This window comes from Eubacterium sp. AB3007 (assembly GCF_000688015.1).
In the GTDB taxonomy this organism is placed as follows: domain Bacteria; phylum Bacillota; class Clostridia; order Peptostreptococcales; family Anaerovoracaceae; genus Aminicella.
Window position 1 is genome coordinate 941,740 of the sequence record NZ_JIAD01000001.1, and the last position, 17,715, is coordinate 959,454.

Here is a 17,715-nt window from a genome sequence, read left to right on the forward strand (position 1 = left end):
CTTGTTGTTTTCTAGAAAAACAATTTTTTAATGTGAAATTTCAGAAAGGAATATGAGTCATGAAAGCGCATGAGAGACTACTTCATTATGTGACATTTCCAACAGGCTCCGATCCCAAGGCCGGTGTGATCCCAAGCAACCCCGAAGAGTGGGAGTTTGCAAGGGAACTGGTCAGAGAGATGGAAACACTGGGAGTGCAGGATATCCGCCTCGACGATCACTGCTATGTATACGGCAGGATCCCGGCAAACATTCCTGACTACAAGGGCCCTGTAATGGGATTGATCGCCCACATGGACGTTTCCTACGAGGCTCCCTCCAGGGATATTCAGGCGCAGATCATCCACTACGAGGGCGGGGATCTGGTGCAGAACAAGGATACCGGCGCCAGCGTAAGCCCGGAGGATTATCCATTCCTGAACAACTATGTTGGCTGCGACATCATCACCAGCGATGGATCCACTCTGCTTGGCGCCGATAACAAGGCCGGCATCGCAGAGATCCTTACAATGGCAGAGACCCTGCAGAAGGATGACTCCATCAAGCATGGGGATATCATGATCGGCTTTACGCCGGACGAGGAGATCGGAGAGAGCGGCACCTTCTTTGATGTAGAAGGGTTCGGCGCAGACTTCGCCTACACCGTAGATGGAGACGCCTTCGGCGAATGCCAGTGGATCACCTTCAACGCCTTTGAAGTGATGGTCCATGTACACGGATTCAACATCCATCCCGGAAGTGCCAAGGACAAGATGATCAACGCTGCCCGCATTGCGGCAGAGTTCGATGGTCTGATCCCAGACTCTGAGACACCGGAACATACGGAAGGCTTCCAGGGCTTTTATCACCTCTGTGAGATCCACGGAGATGTGGAGCAGACCGACATGGAATACATCATCCGCGACCACGACTTCCAGATCGCGAAGGAACGCTGCGAGACTATGCAGAAGACCGCGGAGTTCCTGAACCACAAGTATGGAGAAGGAACCGTCGTCGTCGAGATCGAGGAGAGTTATCACAACATGGAAGAGATCCTGAAGGATCACCCCGTGCTGACAGAGATTCCTCTGGCGATCATTCGCGAGATGGGAGAAGAGCCGGATACCGCACCAGTGAGAGGCGGCACAGATGGCGCCTTCCTGTCCTTCAAGGGATTGCCCTGCCCCAATCTGGGTGTAGGCGCCCACAACTTCCACGGCAAGAAAGAATTCGCCGTGATCCGTGATATGGACCGGACAGTGGAACTGCTTATCCGCCTGGTTCAGCGCATCGCTGAGCAGGATAAGAATATTTAATCATTATCAGTTTTTATGAGAGGTATAGTACAATGAGTGAGAAGAAAAAGTTATCGTTCCCATCGGCGTACACGGTGTTATTCATCGTACTGATCCTGGCCACACTGCTGACATGGATCATCCCCGCCGGTAAGTATGACACACTGAGTTATGACACTGACAACAAGGTGTTCGTGATCACCCACCCGGATGAGAGCACCGAGGAGATGGAAGCGACCCAGGCTACTCTGGACAAGCTGAACATCAAGGCTGAGCTGGACAAGTTCACAGACGGCACCATCTATAAGCCCATGGCCATCACCGGCACCTATCAGAAGATGGAGCGCCATAGTCAGGGATTCTTCGACTTCATCATGGCTCCTATTCAGGGCGTGTATGAGGTAATCGACATCATCCTGTTCATCTTCATGATCGGAGGTATGGTCGGTATTGTCAACTTCCTGGGTGTATTCAACGAAGGTATCGAAGCCCTCGCCCGGGTATCCAAAGGCAGAGAGCAGGTCATCATCGCACTGGTCTGCTTCCTGATCGCCCTGGGCGGCACTTCCTTCGGTATGTGCGAGGAGACCATCGCCTTCTACCCGATCCTGGTACCGATATTCCTGAAATCAGGCTACGACGCCATGGTCGGTGTTGCGGCCATCTGGATGGGTTCCTGCATCGGATGTATGTTCTCCACCGTCAACCCGTTCTCCGTGGTTATCGCTTCCAACGCGGCAGGCATCAACTTCAGAGAAGGCATGGGGATCCACCTGGTCGGCCTGATCATCGGTGTCATCCTGACCATCGGCTACATCCTGCGTTATGCCCGCAAGGTCAAGGCTGATCCTAGCAAGTCCATCATCTACGAGAGCAAGCAGCACCTGGAAGAGAAGTTCCTCTCCGGCGATGTCGATGCGGAAGTAGCTGCCGGAAAGATGCGCACTAGCAGCAAGATCATCCTGGTCCTGTTCTTCTGTGTCTTCGTCGTCATGATCTACGGCGTAGTCAAACTGGAGTGGTGGTTCGGTGAGACCGCAGCCCTGTTCATGTGTGCAGGCGTTGTCTTCGGCATCATTGGAAGAATGAGCGAGAAGGACATCTGCAGAGTCTTCATCAGTGGAGCTTCCGACCTGGTAGGCGTTGCACTGGTCTGCGGACTGGCGAGAGGTGTCAACTACCTGATGGAGAACGGCATGATCTCTGATACCCTGCTGCACACCATGTCCGGTTGGGTCAAGGGCATGAACCCCATCGTATTCATCTGCGTCATGATGGTCATCTACATCATTCTGGGATTCTTCATCAACTCTTCTTCCGGACTGGCCATGCTGTCCATTCCTATCATGGCTCCTCTGGCAGACGCTGTTGGACTCCCGAGATCCACTGTCATTTCCGCATACATCTACGGTCTGGGCCTGATCGGTGTTGTTACTCCGACCGGACTGATCCTGCCGGTACTGGAAATGATCGATACCACTTACAACAAGTGGCTGAAGTTCATCTGGCCGCTGTGCATCATCTACTTCGTCTTCGGACTTATCATGTTGATCGCACAGGTCATGATTGGCTAGCAGACAAAGCAAGAGTTGCTGCGAAATGCAGCAACTCTTTTTTTACCCTCTTTCTTGCGTATTTGATCCTTGATGCGATCGCGCTCATTGCTTCTCGCTATATGGCCACTTCTCAATCGCACTTCTCATGACCACCGTACTTCTGACAGTTCTCCGCAAACGGGCAGCCGATGCACTTGTTTCCCTTCTTCTTCTCCTTGTAAATATACCGAATGGCAAAGAAGAGGATCAGCGCCACAGCGATCACCGCTATGATTGTTTGCATGTTCATACCTTTCCCTCCTCACTGTTTTTCTATCTACATTATATACACAATTTACGGTAATTCAAACGGGGCAGTTCCCTGCCCCGTCTCAGACTCTATTGCGTTTCGTCTGTTAAGCTGTTGCGCGAGCATGCTCGTGCAGGCTGTACTTCTCATCGAAGTGCGCGCGGATCTTTCTGGAGATCGCCACGATGATCAGAGCGATTACGATGATCGCGATCAGTCCAGGCACAAAGCCTGTTCCCAAATGTCCCTCGGTGATCAGTGTTCCGATCTGATAGACCAGGAAGGCCACTGTGTAACCGGTGGAAAGCTGCAGGCCGATAGCGCACCATAGCCAGCCCTTGTGCTGCATCTCAGAATTCATAGCACCGATGGCGGCGAAGCACGGCGGCGTGAACAGATTGAAGAACAGATAGGCCAGTGCGGTAACGGAGGTCAGACCCATGGTCATGGCTACCTCGTTGGCACCGCCGGTCATGGCCAGCTCGTCCGTATCGATGAATGCCGTCAGACCGTATACCACAGCCAGTGTACCGACTACGTTCTCCTTGGCGATGAATCCAGTGATCGCCGCTGCTGCCAGCTGCCAAACACCAAATCCAAGCGGAACCAACAGGATGGCAAACGGAGATGCGATGGAGGCAAGGATAGAAGTATTCTCCATTCCCTCTTCTACTACCTGGAACTTCCAGTTGAAACTCTGCATGACCTGCACCACGGTATTGCACACCAGGATAATGGTGGCCGCCTTGATGATGTAAGCCTTGGCACGTTCCATCATGGACCAGAAGGCTCTTTTCAGGCTAGGCAACTTGTACTGCGGCAATTCCATGATAAAGAAGGATTTTCTGTATTTGTATCCGGTGACCGCCTTGATCAGCAGGGCTCCCAGGAAGATGAGGACCAGTCCCAGGAAGTAACTCAGGGCACTGACCCAGCCTGCCCCGGCAAAGAACGCGCCCGCAAACAGGGCGATGACAGGGATCTTGGCTCCACACGGGATGAAAGTCGTCAGCATGGTGGTCGCTCTTCTCTCCCGCTCATCGCGGATGGTACGACACCCCATGATGGCCGGGATACCGCAGCCAGTGCCGATGACAACAGGGATGACGGACTTTCCGGACAGACCCACTCTCTTGAAGATCGGGTCAAGGACAACACTGACACGTGCCATGTATCCACAATCCTCCAGCAGGGCGATCAGGAAGTACATGACCATAACCAGTGGCAAGAACCCGATGACGGCACCGACGCCACCCACGATTCCATCGGCCACGATGGCGCTGACGATGGCCGGGCTGTTTTCCAACTGACCGGCGACCCACCCCTGGAAGGTCTCGATCCAGCCCACCAACCAATCGGCGATAGCCGGACCCACCACAGCCTGGGAGATCTGGAACACTGCGTACATGACGATCGCGAAGATGAGAATGCCTGCAAACTTGTTGGTCAGGATCGCATCCAGTTTGTCGTGAGTGTTCTCCTGACTGGAAGCTACCTGCCGGACTTCGACTTCCTTCACGACGCCGTTGACAAAATCGAACCGCTTCCGGTCTTCCCTGTCTACAGCCGCCTTGTCGTGCAAGTCGATCTCCGCCTGCAGATACGGCGCTTTCTGCACCTTGCCTGCCAGCGCCATGGCTTTGGCTACCACCTCTTTCAGACCGCTGTTCCTTTCGTCCGTGGATACGGTCTTGACAACCGGGCAGCCCAGTTTTTCAGAAAGCTTGCCTTCGTCGATGGAGGTATGTTCCTTCTCGTTGATGTCGCTCTTGTTCAGGGCAACCACCACAGGGATCCCCAGTTCCAGAAGCTGGGTGGTGAAGAACAAACTCCTGCTCAGATTGGTAGCATCTACGATGTTGATGATCGCATCTGGATGCTCGTCACGTACGAATTCGCTGGTGATACTCTCCTCTGGAGTAAACGGAGACATGGAGTAGGCACCTGGCAGATCCACCGCGATGGCCTCCTGTCCACCTGTGAAAGAATCCTTGATAGGAGAATCTTTTCTTCCAACGGTAACCCCGGCCCAGTTACCTACCTTCTCGCTCCGCCCAGTCAGCGCATTGTACATGGTCGTCTTTCCGCTGTTGGGATTGCCGGCAAACGCAATTCTCATACACATTACCTCTCTTCTATATACTTCTTATATTCCCGCGGCCTTTGGCTCGCGATCTTTAACGAACTAAATTATGATAGCTTCTGCCAGCGTATTATCGATGCTGTAACGACTATCCTTGATCACCACGATGCACCCTTTCTTCTTCTTGGACATCAGGGTGATGGGCTCTCCACTGTAGCAACCCAGGCGAAACAGGAATCCGTTCATCTCCTCATCCGCCGTGTCAATATCCTTGACCATGTAGGTCTCCCCTACGTTTCCTTCCAGTAAATTCATAGTTCTCTCCATTCTGCACTGAGTTCAATCCATCTTCCGAACATTAACTGTCGCTAATTATTGTTAATTACAACTAACCGTCTTCCTTTGAAAAAGGGCTTCTTTCAGCCCTTGTTAGTTTAGTCTAACCCTATTGATAAAAAATGTCAACCCCTGCAGGGCCAATTTTTTCAAAACCTTCTCCCCGCTGGGGTCGATCAACACTATCCCAGTATTTTCTTTGCCGCGTCTGCAGAGGCTTTGGCGTCTCGCACAAAGCAATCCGCACCGATCTCCCCTGCATACTCCTCGGTGAGCACCGCGCCTCCTACCATGACCTGGCAGTCGTGACCGGCCTCATGCAGCGCCCGGATGGTTTCCTCCATCGCGCCTACGGTGGTGGTCATCAATGCAGACAGCCCGATCAGGCGTACATTCTCCTCTATCGCCTTCTCCACGATGGCAGACGGATCCACATCTCTTCCCAGATCGATGACCTGGTATCCGTAGTTTTCCAGCACCACCTTCACGATGTTTTTACCGATGTCGTGGATGTCTCCCTTCACCGTAGCCAGAATGATCTTCTCCTTATCAATGCTGGCTCCCCTCTCCGCCAGCCGTTCCTTGATCAGATCCAGTCCTGCACAGGCTGCATTGGCCGCGTTGATCAGTTGGGGCAGAAACAACTCGCCGGTCTCGTACTTCGCTCCCACCAGATCCAATGCCGGAATGATCTTCTCGTTGATCAGGGCCATGGCATCCATGGACGTGAGCAATTTCCTGGTAATAGAGGCCGTTTCCTCCTTCAGCCCTTTCAGAATGGCGTCCTCGACGGTCCGCGGTTCCGCTGCAGAGGCCCCTGCCGCAGAAGGCTTTGTGCCCGCAGAGACCGGTGCAGCCGCCACCGGCTTCTCATCCTTGAATCGTTCGATATACGCTTCGGAGTTCTCGTCCTCGCAGGAGAACACCCGGAACGCATAGATGGCATCCATGATCTCCTTCTGGTTGGGGTTGACGATGGCGAAGTCCAGTCCGCAGTACAGCGCCATAGTCAGGAAACTGCGGTTCACATGGATCCGGGCAGGCAATCCAAAGGAGATGTTGCTCACGCCCAGCACCAGATGGCAGCCCTCTTCTCGGAGGATCCGCATGGCGCGCAGCGTTTCCATGGCCTGCGCCTGCTGCGCTGACACCGTGAGGGTCAGGCAGTCCACAAGGATGTCTTCCCTGGGAATACCATAGCGCTCCGCAGCGCATATGATACGGTGTGCGATCTCCACGCGCTTCTCGGCAGTGGTCGGGATACCATCCTCGTCCATGGTCAAAGCCACCATGGCCGCTCCATACTTCTTCACCAACGGAAGGATCGCTTCCATCTTCTCAGTCTCTCCATTTACGGAGTTGACGATGGCCCGGCCGTTTGCTGCCCGCAGTCCCGCCTCGATGGCGGCAGGATTGCTGGAATCGATCTGGACAGGCAGGTCCACCACGCTCTGCACCGCACGGACCACAGTGCGCATCATCGCCGGCTCATCCAGATCAGGCAGTCCCACGTTCACGTCCAGAATGTCCGCCCCCGCTTCCTGCTGCTGGATAGCCTGTTCCATGATATAGTTCATATTTCCATCTCGCAGCGCCTGCTGGAACTTCTTCTTGCCGGTGGGGTTGATCCGTTCTCCGATCACGTGCACACCGCCGAACTCTGCCATGTGAGAAGGCGCGCACACGCCCCGGCATGTCCCTGCGGAGGGATCGTCCACCCTACTGACGCATCCAGCGGCAATCTCCGGCCCTTTCAGCTTCAGCCCGGACAAAGCCCTGATGAAGGAAGGATCTGTGCCACAGCACCCGCCCATCATGCTGACTCCCAGCTCTCTGTACTCTCCCATCTGATCCGCAAACGCCGCGGCATCCATAGCATAATCACCTGTTCTGGGATCCGGAAGGCCTGCGTTTGGTTTGACGATCAAAGGAAGGTCCGTCCAACGACGCATTTCTCTGATCAGGGGAAGGATCTCTGCCGGGCCCAGGGAACAGTTAATCCCCATGGCATCCACCCCCAGCCCCTCCATGGTGCTGGCCATAGAAGCCACCGTTGTCCCCAGGAAGGTCCGCCCTGTCGCCTCAAAGCTCATGGTGGTCCATACCGGAAGATCCGTGTGTTCCTTCGCCGCCAGTACGGCTGCCTTCAGCTCATAGAGATCGCTGAAAGTCTCGAATACCACCAACTCCGCCCCGGCATCCCGTCCTGCACAGACCATCTCCCGGAAGATCTCATAGGCTTCCTCAAACCGCAGCGTCCCCAGCGGAGCCAGCAATTCCCCGATGGGTCCCATGCTGACCGCAACCCTGGCTCTGCCGGCGGCTGCAGCAAGGGCGGTCTTCACATTGGCGGTGATCACCTCCCCGACGCTGTGTCCGCTCTCCGCCAGCTTACGTGCGTTGGCGTTGAAGGTATTGGCATAGATCACCCGGCTTCCCGCCTGTATATACTGTTCGTGGATATCTGCCAGGATCTCCGGATGCTCCATACCAAAAACCTCCGGGATCTCCCCCGGCTGCTGTCCTGATCGCTGGAGCATGGTACCCATGGCACCGTCAAGTATCAATATGTCTTTCATTCTCAATTCTCCTCCCCAGAAAGAATCCCTTACCGGGCTGCGCTACACCGTGTACCCGCTCGTCTGTATGGACAGTCTGCGCCAAGACTACATATATCGCAACCTCTGGTCCTTCGCTGCACCGGCCTCTGTGCGATTCCCATGATCGCTGTCACCGACTTCCTTGGGATCATCAGTCCGCTTCCTGAGAGCATCACCCCGATCTTGCGTCCCGTATCCAGTCTCTTGCATATCCCGCGCTGCGCACTCATCGGCAGATCTCCATACCCCGGAGAAAACCGGTCCGTCAGATACAGCCCTTCCTTCCGGAGCATCTCTCTCAAATGGTGCTCCGCATGGTCGCATACATTCTCTATCGCTGCACTGGCGCAGGCATCCATGATCACGGCATCTGCCATATTACTGATCTCGTAGCGATGGATCAGTTGATCCACCCCTGCTCCGATGGTAGCAGCCAGCAAGATATGCTCCCGGCAGTCGTCCAGAAGGCTTTCCAGATCCCTGCTTTCCCAGTCGAACACGGTTTTGTGCTCCATAGGAAGACGAACCCACACAAGCCGCGGAACCGCCGCTTTTGTCACCAGAGCTGCGCACCGGTCGATCTGCGCTGACAATGTCGAATCGATTTTCTGCCCGCTGTAGCCCAGATAGTGCAGGATCTCGCCTCGATTCAGGGCACTCAGGCGGGCCTCTATCTTACCGTTCATCCGAGCAGATCCCGGCAGCCCTCCCAGACCCGCAGGCCAACTGTGGGATCGTTCATGATATAGAGATGGATACCGTCTACGCCACTGGTGATCAGATCTCGCGTCTGGCGGATGGCATAGTCGATCCCCGCTTCGTAGAGCCCCTCGGGGTCGTGCTCATATCGTCCGATCATAGCCGTGAACTCATGGGGAAGACTGGCGCCGGAAAGCTGCACGGTCTTCTCGATCTGACTGGAGCGAACGATGGGCATGATCCCGGCGGAGATGGGCACGTTGATCCCCATGCTCCGGGCCCTCCCGATGAAATTATAGAAGGCATTGTTATCAAAGAACAGCTGGCTGATCAGTACCTGAACGCCGGCGCCGATCTTGTATTTCAGGTTCTGAATGTCACTTTCCAGGTTCAGGCTCTCATAGTGGCCCTCCGGATAGCATGCCCCGATGATCTCCAGCTGGTCGTTGCACTTGCGCTGGATCTCGATAGCCAGCTCGTTGGCATGTTCGAACTCCCGTTGGATCGTCTCCCCCGGGACGATATCTCCCCGCAGCGCCATCACGTTCTCAATGTTAGCGTCCCGCAGACGGCCAATCATAGCCTTCACGTCCTTACGAGTGGAGTTGATGCAGGTCAGATGGGCCAAGGTCTCGATCCCATAGCGGCTCTTGATGTTGGCTGCGATCTCACAGGTGGTATCATCAGCCAGATTCCCTCCCGCACCATAGGTCACGCTGATGAAGTCCGGATGCATAGAAGACAAAGCCTCCACGGCCTTGTATAGAGACTCTATGTTAGACTTCCTCTTCGGGGGGAACACCTCCAGAGAAAAAACAGGTTTCTTCTGTTTATATAAATCTGATATTTTCAAGCACATTCACCTCCATTGGAATAATTATACACCAAAAGACCCTGTTATACACTATGTTTTAAAAAAAGTGCATCCTTGTATCACTTCTCTATCAATGGTATAATATAACTCAACGATACCATTTAATCTGAATGAGGGAGACTTGAGATATGAGATCAAAAAGACTGAAACGCACTACACTTACCCTCCTGTCAGCGATTCTGGCTGCGGGCATGCTGCTTACCGCCTGTTCTGGATCCTCGCAGGAGGAGCAGAAGGCAACACCCAAGCAGGACACCGCCCAGGAGGAGACTCCACGTATCGTCAATCCTCTCACCGGAGTAGAGAAGGGATTCGATGCCAGCGCGCTGAAACGCCGCACAGTTGCCATCGTAGTGGAGAACACTCCGGACGCCCGTCCGCAGTGGGGCATGGATGACAAGAAATACGCCCCGGACATCATCTTGGAGGGAGAAGTCGAGGGTGGCATCACCAGAACGCTCTGGTTCTACGCTGACTACAAGAAGATCCCCAAGAAAGTCGGACCTATGCGAAGCGCCAGACCACCTTTCATCCGGTTCTCTGAGTTATTCGATTCCATCTTCATCCACTGGGGCCAGAGTCACTCCAAGGGCGCCTACATCGGAGCGAACACCATCTTCCGCAGACACAAGGTTCAGCACATCAACGGCATGGACTTTTCAAACAAGTGTGGATTATACGATAGAGACAGCACCAGAAACGTGTCCAGCGAGCACACCGGTATCATCCACGGCAACAAGGTCGCGGCTGCCATCAAGGAATACGGCCACAGACAAAAACCCAAGCAGAAGACCGTGCTCTACTTCAACGAGAAGGCTGTGCCCGCCGGTGACCAGAAGGCCTCCAAAGTCTCTCTGGACTATTCCGCCCGGAGCAACTGGGAGACCACCGTCTGGAATTATGACAAGAAAGATCAGAAATACCACACAAGCAACTTTGATAATGATCTGGAAAGAGACAATCTTCTGGTCCTCTTCGATAAGACGGAATACATCGAGAAACAGGACTATCAGGGCGGTGGCGGCGGCACCGTGGTCTACTGCGACTACAAGATGAAGAAAGGCACCGGAAAGTACATCAGCCAGGGCAAGGCCAGAGACATCGGCTGGAAAGCCTCCTGGCGCAAGAAAGAACTGGTCCTCTTCGACCAGGCCCTCACCGAGGATATGCAGAAGGCCGCCGATGCGACCATCACAGGCCTGAGCCTTGGGGAGACCACCACGATTGAGGCGGAACCTGTTCCCATCACACTGAATCAGGGCAAGACCTGGATTGGATGGGCATCCAGCAACCATGGCGGCAAGCTGAAGCTCAGTTGATCGCAATCAAAAAGGAGGAGTTACTCCTCCTTTTTTGTTGCTATTTCCCGAGTTTCATTCCCACCTTCACCATCCGAAACATGTTCCGTGCGGCATCCAGGTAGAGTTCTTCCGCCCGCTCCATGGCTTCGTCAAGCTCCATGGGAGCGTTCACGGTAGTCGTCAGGGCTGTGATCCCGTGTGCCAGGATCTGGTCTGCTCCTAGCCCCAGAGATCCGGAAAGACCGATGACAGGAACTCCTCTTCTGCGTGCATACTCTCCGATGCCCTGCATCACCTTGCCATGGCAACTCTGCCAGTCAGTGCGCCCCTCTCCCGTGATCACCAGATCTGCCTCCTTCAGAAGAGTCTCAAACCCGATCAGATCCAACACCGTCTCGATGCCGGAGCGCATGTTGGCCCCCAAAAGGATCATGAGGGCTGCCCCCAGACCGCCTGCCGCACCGGCACCGGGCATCTGGTCTGCATCCTTCCCGAAGGTTCGCAGCAATACATCCCGGTAGTGGCACATACCCTCTTCCAGGCGCTGGAGCGCCTCCTGAGAGGCTCCCTTCTGTGCTCCAAAGGTCTGGGTCGCCCCATCCGGGCCACAGAGAGGATTGGTCACATCGCACATGACCGTGAGCGTAGCGCCAGCCAGCCGAGGATCCAACCCTGCCATATCGATGCTATGCACTCTCCCCAGATCGCTTCCGATACCATCCAATTCCTGTCCTCGCTCATCCAGAAATCGAATGCCAAGGGCACGGGCACAGCCCATGCCGCCGTCATTGGTGGCGCTGCCGCCGATGGCCACAGAAACATCCCGGTATCCTCGCGCCAGAGCATCCTGGATCAATTCGCCGGTCCCATAACTGCTGGCTGACTCCGGGTCACGTTGCTCTGCCGGCACCAGAGTAAGACCAGAAGCGGCTGCCATCTCGATGATCGCCCGACCGTCTCCCGTCACCCCATAATGCGTCCTCCTCGGATTACCCATGGGATCTCGGGCCCAGGCTTCCACAAACCCACCACCGGTGGCGCTCACCACCGCTTCCAGGGTCCCTTCTCCGCCGTCCGCCACAGGCAAACTGAAGCACTCTGTCTCGTCGAATATCTCTTCTGCCGCCTTGGTGAGCAACTGCGCCGTCCGTTCACTGGACAGACTTCCCTTAAAAGAATCTGATGCAAATACCAATTTCATAGGTTCACCCATTCACTACATTCACCGGCTTTCCCGCCAGGAATGACTGTACATTCTCCACGGTCGTATCCAAAATCCTCTGCCGCGCTTCTTTGGCCGCCCAGGAGATGTGCGGCGTGATCAGACAATTCTTCGCCCCCAGCAGCGGGTTATCCTCTGGGATGGGTTCCACTGCTGTCACATCCAGTCCGGCGGCATAGACCTTCCCGCTGTTCAGCGCCTCTGCCAGATCTTCTTCCACCACCAGAGCTCCCCGGCTGTTGTTGATGAGGATGACCCCATCTTTCATCCTGGCGATGGTCTCCCGGTTGATCATCTCCTTCGTGTCCGGGAACAGTGGGCAGTGCAGGAAAATCACGTCTGATTCTGCCAGAAGCCGGTCAAGATCCACATATTCCCCAATCGCTCGCCCCTCTTCCGACTGAGCTTTGTCGCAGGCGAGGACCCGCATCCCCATGGCCTTCACGATCTTGCCGGTAGTTCGGCCGATCCTGCCGAATCCGACGATGCCTGCGGTCTTGCCTGCCAGTTCGATCATGGGATAATCCCAGAAACACCACTCAATGTTGTTGGTCCAGCGTCCTTCCTTCACCGCCTGATCATGATGTGCGAAATGAGAGCAGATCTCCAGCAGCATGCCCACCGCGTACTGCGCTACGATCTGTGTCCCATAGGCAGGCACGTTCATCACGGGGATCCCTCGCTCAGCGGCGCAGGCGCAGTCGATGATGTTGTAGCCGGTGGCCAATACGGCGATGGCCTTCAGGTCCGGACATTTCTCGATGGTAGCTCGGGACAGCGGTGTCTTGTTGGTCACCGCAATATCCGCCCCCGCCAGGCGTTCTGCGATCAACGGGGACTCCCGGACCGAGGTCCTGTCGTAGATTTCCACCTCTCCCAAGGCTTCCAAAGGCGCCCAGGACAGGTCCCCGGGATTTTCTGTATACGCGTCAAGAATCACGATCTTCATTCTCATCCTCCTTATGCTCTGTAACCGTATAGGCCTGATCAAAGAAAAGTACCGCCTTGCCCTCCTCTCCGGCTTCGGCGAGGGCCTGGTTCACAGCAGATGTGATCTCCTCTGGGGCATACGAAGCACCGGGAGTGATCACCACATCCACGTGCAATTCTGACTGCTCTCCGGTCCGCTGCACATGCAGGTCATGGATCCCCTCCACGGCGTCAAACGGGCGAAGCGCATCCGTGAGCATCGCCATGAGCCGGATCCGGGCCGGATCATCCGGAATCACCGGATCCATGTGACAAGTCACATGGATATTCATCTCCTCCATAAGCTCGTGCTCGATATGGTCGATCACCTCGTGGATCTCCATGGCGCTGGCCCGGCCATCCACCTCGGCGTCAAAGGCCGCATAGGTGTTCCCCGGCCCGTAATTGTACAGGATCACGTCATGGATCCCGAACACACCCTCGTGGGAGAGAACGATCTCCTCCAGTTTGTCGATAGTCGCCTGGTCAGGCTTTGTGCCCAGAAGCGGGTCCACCCCCTCCCGAATCAACGAGATCCCGGACCAGAGGATGAACAGCGACACCAGGCACCCCATATACCCGTCCAGTTCCAAACCTGTGTAATGGTGCAGCAGCATACCACAGAGAATGATGATGCTGGTGATTACGTCGTTACGGTTGTCGGTCCCCGCCGCAATCACGGGGAGAGAATTGATGTGCTTTCCTGTGGCGATGGTGAACAAAGCACTGCTCCCCTTCAGCAGGATCGCCACCACCATAAAACCGACCATTGCCCAGGAAAACTCGGTATCTACCGGGTGGAGCACCTTCCCGACAGAGGTTTTCAGAAGTTCCACGCCGACCACCAGGATGATGGCAGACACCACCAGACAGGTCAGATACTCGATACGCGCATGACCAAAGGGATGATCGCTGTCCGCAGGCTTCCGGGCCAGTCTGGCTCCGATCAGTGTGATGCAGGCTGCCAGAGAATCTGCCATGTCATGGGCACCATCCGCTACCACTGCGATGGAGTGGATGCCGATTCCCAGGACAATCTTGGCCACACAAAGCACGCTGTTCACCAGGATCCCCATGGTGCCTGTCAGCCGAGTATACCGGTCCCGTACTGCAGGTTCGGTGTAGTTCTCATGATCCTTGACAAATGTTTTCCAGATAAATTCCTTCATAATAGATAATGATAGCAGATTTTTCTTCGGTTGTCACTACATCTGCCGGGGAATCCGCCCTCGATCGCAGGTCCATGTAATCCTCGCCGCCTCACATGGAACTCGTCGAAGTACTACCGATTCCTGTGGCCTGGCGGTTCCCCAAAGACAGAATTGTAAAGATTATCGAGAAACGTTGCCCGAATTGCAAATGAGACATTTTCTGTTCCCAAATCTCCTGATAGGGAACCTTAGGATACGGTTTTTCTCAAAAACCCGCTTTTTGGTTGCCCAGTTCATGATTATGGATCTATTGGGAATAGGATTGTCGAAAATGCCCTCTTGGGATACAGAAACCCGTCATTATTGAGAATCTGGTATCCAAGCGACCAATATGAAACAAAGTGGGAACAATATTAACGGAATTGAGGTTCTGGGAAACGGAGGGGTGGTCAGGCAATACCAACGAAAAACGACATCCTTCCGGATGTCGTTATCGTTGGTATCGCCTAAGGGAGTTTGCGGCCGATGCCCTTTCGGGCATAGTCCGCCAGTCTACGCAGGCTCGTTCAGCCTGCTTGACTCGCTCACTACGGAACGGTCCAGACGACCGTTCCCCTTCACGTTCGCGCCCTTTCGGGTTCGACTCCCTCCAACTATATGCAATACCAACGAAAAACGACATCCTTCCGGATGTCGTTATCGTTGGTATCGCCTAAGGGAGTTTGCGGCCGATGCCCTTTCGGGCATAGTCCGCCAGTCTACGCAGGCTCGTTCAGCCTGCTTGACTCGCTCACTACGGAACGGTCCAAACGACCGTTCCCCTTCACGTTCGCGCCCTTTCGGGTTCGACTCCCTCCAACTATATGCAATACCAACGAAAAACGACATCCTTCCGGATGTCGTTATCGTTGGTATCGCCTAAGGGAGTCGAACCCTTGATTCAGCCGTGAGAGGGCTGCGTCTTGACCACTTGACCAAGGCGACATATTCAGTTACGTCCGCCGAAGCACTGACAGATGTTATTATATAACGAATCAGAAAGGAACGCAACCCCTTTTTTTGAAAAAAATAATGTTTTTTTGGAAATAATATGTAGATTTTACTTGCATTTTCCCCTCATTTGTGGTAAATTAATTCGTGGACACGCGGTGTGGAGGGTTGACCGAGTGGCTAAGGAGCTCGCCTGGAAAGCGAGTAGGGTGTAACAGCCTCGTGGGTTCGAGTCCCATGCCCTCCGCCAAAAGAAAGCATCGAGCAAACAGCTCGATGTTTTTTCTTTTGGTGGAATAGGATTGGAGGAAATACACAGACAAGGCTTTGTGGAAGAGAATGAAGCGAATATCGACTTGTGAAATGACATTATTAACGAGCATCGTTTACGCAGACAGATTTACTCCCTACCCTCAGATTCGGAAGCAATATCCCAGAGATGATCAGCACGGCCCCCAGGATGCCGGATGCGCCCAGCATCTCCCCCAGCAACAACCATCCCAGGATCGCCGTGGTCAGCGGATTCAGTGCACCGATGATGCCGGCGGTCTCAGAGGATATAGGCTTCTGAGCCACCGGTTGCATGGTGAACCCGAAGGCTGTACACAGCAGCGCCAATCCCAGCAGAAGCACCCACTGGCTACCGCTATGTGGAAGATGGGGAGACTCTGTACAAAGCGAGGCCACTATCCCCATGCTCCCCATAATGCCCACATATAGAATGCCCAGAGTCATTGGGTCGTGCTTTTTCGACAGCCGGTCAGTAAGAATGATAGCCACCGCATACAGCAGAGCTGCAGCCATGCAGAGAATCTCCCCGAGCCCAACACCGACGACCCCTCCGCTTCGCAGTACGATAAACCCGATGCCCAGGAACGTGATCAATGTACTGATGACGATCACCGGCGCCGGCCGCCGCCGCAGAAGGATCGCCTCGATCACCGGCACGATGACGATGGCACTGTTTTCCAGAAAAGAACAGGTGGACGAGGTGGTGTACTGCAGTCCGATCAGCTCTGCGGCCATGCACAGGAAGTACACCCCTCCCAGCACAAAGCTTCCTGCCAACACCCCCGGATCCCTTTGAACATCCCGGCAGGTACGCTTCAGAAACAGCAGGAACAGTACCGCGAACGCCAGTAGGAACCGTAGCCCCAGAAGGTTCAAAGGCCCCATCCCATCCAGGAGGGATTTGGACATCAGAAAAGAGGATCCTCTGGCCATCGACAGACCCGCCATCAGAAGGCAGCCACTCCTCACAGAAAGCATTCCCCTGCTATCGCAACGTATATCCACTCCGCTCACCTCCACTGCCTTTCGCTCTTGACACTATTATATCCTTGCGTTATCATTGAGTAAATCGAGAATATATCAACCTATAGTTGTGTAATAGTCAACATTAGGAGGGAACATGGATACAGAACGTTGCAAAGGATTGCTTTGTGTAATCGAGGAAGGCAGCCTGACCGCAGCTGCCGCAAGATTGGGATACACCACCTCCGGAATGAGCCGCATGGTGGCAACAATGGAAGAAGAGACGGGATGCCCTTTGCTGGTACGCAGCCGCAGTGGGGTATCGCCTACTGAGGAGTGCCAGATGCTCCTGCCCGTAATGCGACAGATCGTGGATGCTGCAGACCGCTACACACAGCTTGCCGGAGAACTTGTCGGCCTTGAAAGAGGAACGATCCGCATCGGCACGTCCTACTACGCCTACTATGACTGGTTTGCCAGGCTCATCGCGGAGTTCAGCCGGGCGTATCCCGGGATCCGGGTGGAGATTCGGGAAGGAACCAGCAGCGAACTGCTCCAGGAAATGGAGGCACATAGGCTGGAACTCTGCATCATAAGCAAGCGGGACGGACAGTACGATTGGCTCCCCTTGGTTCGCGATCAGCTTCTGGCTTGCCTGCCGGAGCATCACCCTCTGTCGGATTCGCCATCATTTCCCGTGATCCGCTTCGGGGAGGAGGATTTTGTCGAACTCTATCCAGGTAAGGACTCGGACAACTCCAGGATGCTCCACCGCTGCAAGGTCCGCCCCAACATACGCTATTCCACCTCAGACAACTACGCCGCCTACGCCATGGTGGCGGCCGGTCTTGGGGTCACCTGTACCAATGCCATCATTGGAGAAGCCTTTCGGGCCGGCGTTCGCTACCTCCCGCTGGAACCCCCTCAGTATATCGAGATTGGAATGGCAACACCGCCCCGTGAAGGTATGTCCCCCGCGGCCTGTCGGTTTGCAGAATTCGCCCAGGAACGTTTTCCGGATGGTGTACGCCTATCAAAACAGAAAGGTGGTGACAAAACCGGAAAATCGTAGGGATACACCCCTGCCGAAAGCCGGAATTGTCACCACTGCAAACGA

14 protein-coding genes and 2 tRNA genes are annotated in these 17,715 nt (G+C 54.7%); 5 read left to right on the top strand and 11 right to left on the bottom strand.

Annotated elements, in window-relative coordinates; all coding sequences use genetic code 11:
• Positions 1-59 precede the first annotated feature (59 nt).
• Both pepT and P156_RS0104725 read left to right on the top strand, forming a co-directional pair.
• Positions 60-1,295, top strand: a complete 1,236-nt coding sequence (gene pepT / locus P156_RS0104720; protein ID WP_027869140.1) for a peptidase T — start codon at positions 60-62, stop codon at positions 1,293-1,295.
• A gap of 32 nt (positions 1,296-1,327) precedes the next feature.
• On the top strand, positions 1,328-2,848 hold the full coding sequence (locus P156_RS0104725; RefSeq protein WP_027869141.1) for a YfcC family protein: 1,521 nt from the start codon (positions 1,328-1,330) through the stop codon (positions 2,846-2,848).
• A gap of 112 nt (positions 2,849-2,960) precedes the next feature.
• Here P156_RS0104725 and P156_RS13110 read toward each other — a convergent pair whose 3' ends face one another.
• The 6 genes from P156_RS13110 to metF form a co-directional block, all read right to left on the bottom strand.
• Positions 2,961-3,119, bottom strand: coding sequence for a FeoB-associated Cys-rich membrane protein (locus tag P156_RS13110; RefSeq protein WP_081818449.1), 159 nt, complete (start codon positions 3,117-3,119; stop codon positions 2,961-2,963).
• A gap of 106 nt (positions 3,120-3,225) precedes the next feature.
• Positions 3,226-5,238, bottom strand: a complete 2,013-nt coding sequence (locus tag P156_RS0104735; protein ID WP_027869142.1) for a ferrous iron transporter B — start codon at positions 5,236-5,238, stop codon at positions 3,226-3,228.
• 66 nt (positions 5,239-5,304) lie between these two features.
• Positions 5,305-5,517 (bottom strand): ferrous iron transport protein A, encoded by a 213-nt coding sequence (locus tag P156_RS0104740; RefSeq protein ID WP_027869143.1) that lies wholly within the window; start codon positions 5,515-5,517, stop codon positions 5,305-5,307.
• 203 nt (positions 5,518-5,720) lie between these two features.
• A complete protein-coding gene (locus P156_RS0104745; protein ID WP_027869144.1) occupies positions 5,721-8,117 on the bottom strand; it encodes a homocysteine S-methyltransferase family protein in 2,397 nt (798 codons plus the stop codon).
• A gap of 29 nt (positions 8,118-8,146) precedes the next feature.
• The gene (locus P156_RS0104750; protein WP_034802242.1) at positions 8,147-8,824 is read right to left on the bottom strand and encodes a vitamin B12 dependent-methionine synthase activation domain-containing protein; all 678 of its coding nucleotides are present in this window, start codon (positions 8,822-8,824) and stop codon (positions 8,147-8,149) included.
• Positions 8,821-9,690: a methylenetetrahydrofolate reductase [NAD(P)H] gene (metF, locus tag P156_RS0104755; protein WP_027869146.1), complete on the bottom strand. Its 870-nt coding sequence runs from the start codon at positions 9,688-9,690 to the stop codon at positions 8,821-8,823. The genes P156_RS0104750 and metF overlap by 4 nt, the downstream gene beginning before the upstream one ends.
• 149 nt (positions 9,691-9,839) lie before the next feature.
• On the opposite strand from metF, the gene P156_RS12730 reads away from it, so the two are divergent.
• Positions 9,840-11,030 (top strand): DUF3048 domain-containing protein, encoded by a 1,191-nt coding sequence (locus tag P156_RS12730; protein ID WP_027869147.1) that lies wholly within the window; start codon positions 9,840-9,842, stop codon positions 11,028-11,030.
• Positions 11,031-11,070: 40 nt separating this feature from the next.
• Here the strand turns inward: P156_RS12730 and P156_RS0104765 are convergent, their stop codons facing one another.
• The 4 genes from P156_RS0104765 to P156_RS0104780 form a co-directional block, all read right to left on the bottom strand.
• Entirely contained in the window at positions 11,071-12,213 is a 1,143-nt protein-coding gene (locus P156_RS0104765) for a glycerate kinase (protein ID WP_027869148.1), read from the bottom strand.
• A gap of 4 nt (positions 12,214-12,217) precedes the next feature.
• Positions 12,218-13,183 (bottom strand): D-2-hydroxyacid dehydrogenase, encoded by a 966-nt coding sequence (locus tag P156_RS0104770; protein WP_027869149.1) that lies wholly within the window; start codon positions 13,181-13,183, stop codon positions 12,218-12,220.
• Positions 13,164-14,372: a cation diffusion facilitator family transporter gene (locus tag P156_RS0104775; RefSeq protein ID WP_027869150.1), complete on the bottom strand. Its 1,209-nt coding sequence runs from the start codon at positions 14,370-14,372 to the stop codon at positions 13,164-13,166. Before P156_RS0104775 ends, P156_RS0104770 begins: the two co-directional genes overlap by 20 nt.
• 891 nt (positions 14,373-15,263) lie before the next feature.
• Positions 15,264-15,338, bottom strand: a tRNA-Glu gene (locus tag P156_RS0104780).
• A gap of 168 nt (positions 15,339-15,506) precedes the next feature.
• Between P156_RS0104780 and P156_RS0104785 the strand changes: the two genes are divergently transcribed.
• A tRNA-Ser gene (locus P156_RS0104785) sits at positions 15,507-15,594 on the top strand.
• A 122-nt stretch (positions 15,595-15,716) separates the two neighbouring features.
• On the opposite strand, the gene P156_RS0104790 is transcribed toward P156_RS0104785, so the two are convergent.
• Positions 15,717-16,613 (bottom strand): DMT family transporter, encoded by an 897-nt coding sequence (locus tag P156_RS0104790; protein ID WP_081818450.1) that lies wholly within the window; start codon positions 16,611-16,613, stop codon positions 15,717-15,719.
• A gap of 142 nt (positions 16,614-16,755) precedes the next feature.
• Here P156_RS0104790 and P156_RS0104795 point away from each other — a divergent pair, with 142 nt between their 5' ends.
• Positions 16,756-17,670 carry a LysR family transcriptional regulator gene (locus tag P156_RS0104795; RefSeq protein WP_027869152.1) on the top strand — a complete coding sequence of 305 codons (915 nt, stop codon included), beginning with the start codon at positions 16,756-16,758 and terminating at the stop codon, positions 17,668-17,670.
• The last annotated feature ends 45 nt before the right edge of the window (positions 17,671-17,715 follow it).

Bases quoted from the DNA above. Each gene is read 5' to 3' on its own strand.
- P156_RS13110 (WP_081818449.1), bottom strand. From the start codon at position 3,119: ATGAACATGCAAACAATCATAGCGGTGATCGCTGTGGCGCTGATCCTC.
- P156_RS0104725 (WP_027869141.1), top strand. From the start codon at position 1,328: ATGAGTGAGAAGAAAAAGTTATCGTTCCCATCGGCGTACACGGTGTTA.
- pepT (WP_027869140.1), top strand. From the start codon at position 60: ATGAAAGCGCATGAGAGACTACTTCATTATGTGACATTTCCAACAGGC.
- P156_RS0104765 (WP_027869148.1), bottom strand. From the start codon at position 12,213: ATGAAATTGGTATTTGCATCAGATTCTTTTAAGGGAAGTCTGTCCAGT.
- P156_RS0104770 (WP_027869149.1), bottom strand. From the start codon at position 13,183: ATGAAGATCGTGATTCTTGACGCGTATACAGAAAATCCCGGGGACCTG.
- P156_RS0104745 (WP_027869144.1), bottom strand. From the start codon at position 8,117: ATGAAAGACATATTGATACTTGACGGTGCCATGGGTACCATGCTCCAG.
- P156_RS0104775 (WP_027869150.1), bottom strand. From the start codon at position 14,372: ATGAAGGAATTTATCTGGAAAACATTTGTCAAGGATCATGAGAACTAC.
- P156_RS0104750 (WP_034802242.1), bottom strand. From the start codon at position 8,824: ATGAACGGTAAGATAGAGGCCCGCCTGAGTGCCCTGAATCGAGGCGAG.
- P156_RS0104790 (WP_081818450.1), bottom strand. From the start codon at position 16,613: ATGCTTTCTGTGAGGAGTGGCTGCCTTCTGATGGCGGGTCTGTCGATG.
- P156_RS0104740 (WP_027869143.1), bottom strand. From the start codon at position 5,517: ATGAATTTACTGGAAGGAAACGTAGGGGAGACCTACATGGTCAAGGAT.
- P156_RS12730 (WP_027869147.1), top strand. From the start codon at position 9,840: ATGAGATCAAAAAGACTGAAACGCACTACACTTACCCTCCTGTCAGCG.
- P156_RS0104795 (WP_027869152.1), top strand. From the start codon at position 16,756: ATGGATACAGAACGTTGCAAAGGATTGCTTTGTGTAATCGAGGAAGGC.
- P156_RS0104735 (WP_027869142.1), bottom strand. From the start codon at position 5,238: ATGAGAATTGCGTTTGCCGGCAATCCCAACAGCGGAAAGACGACCATG.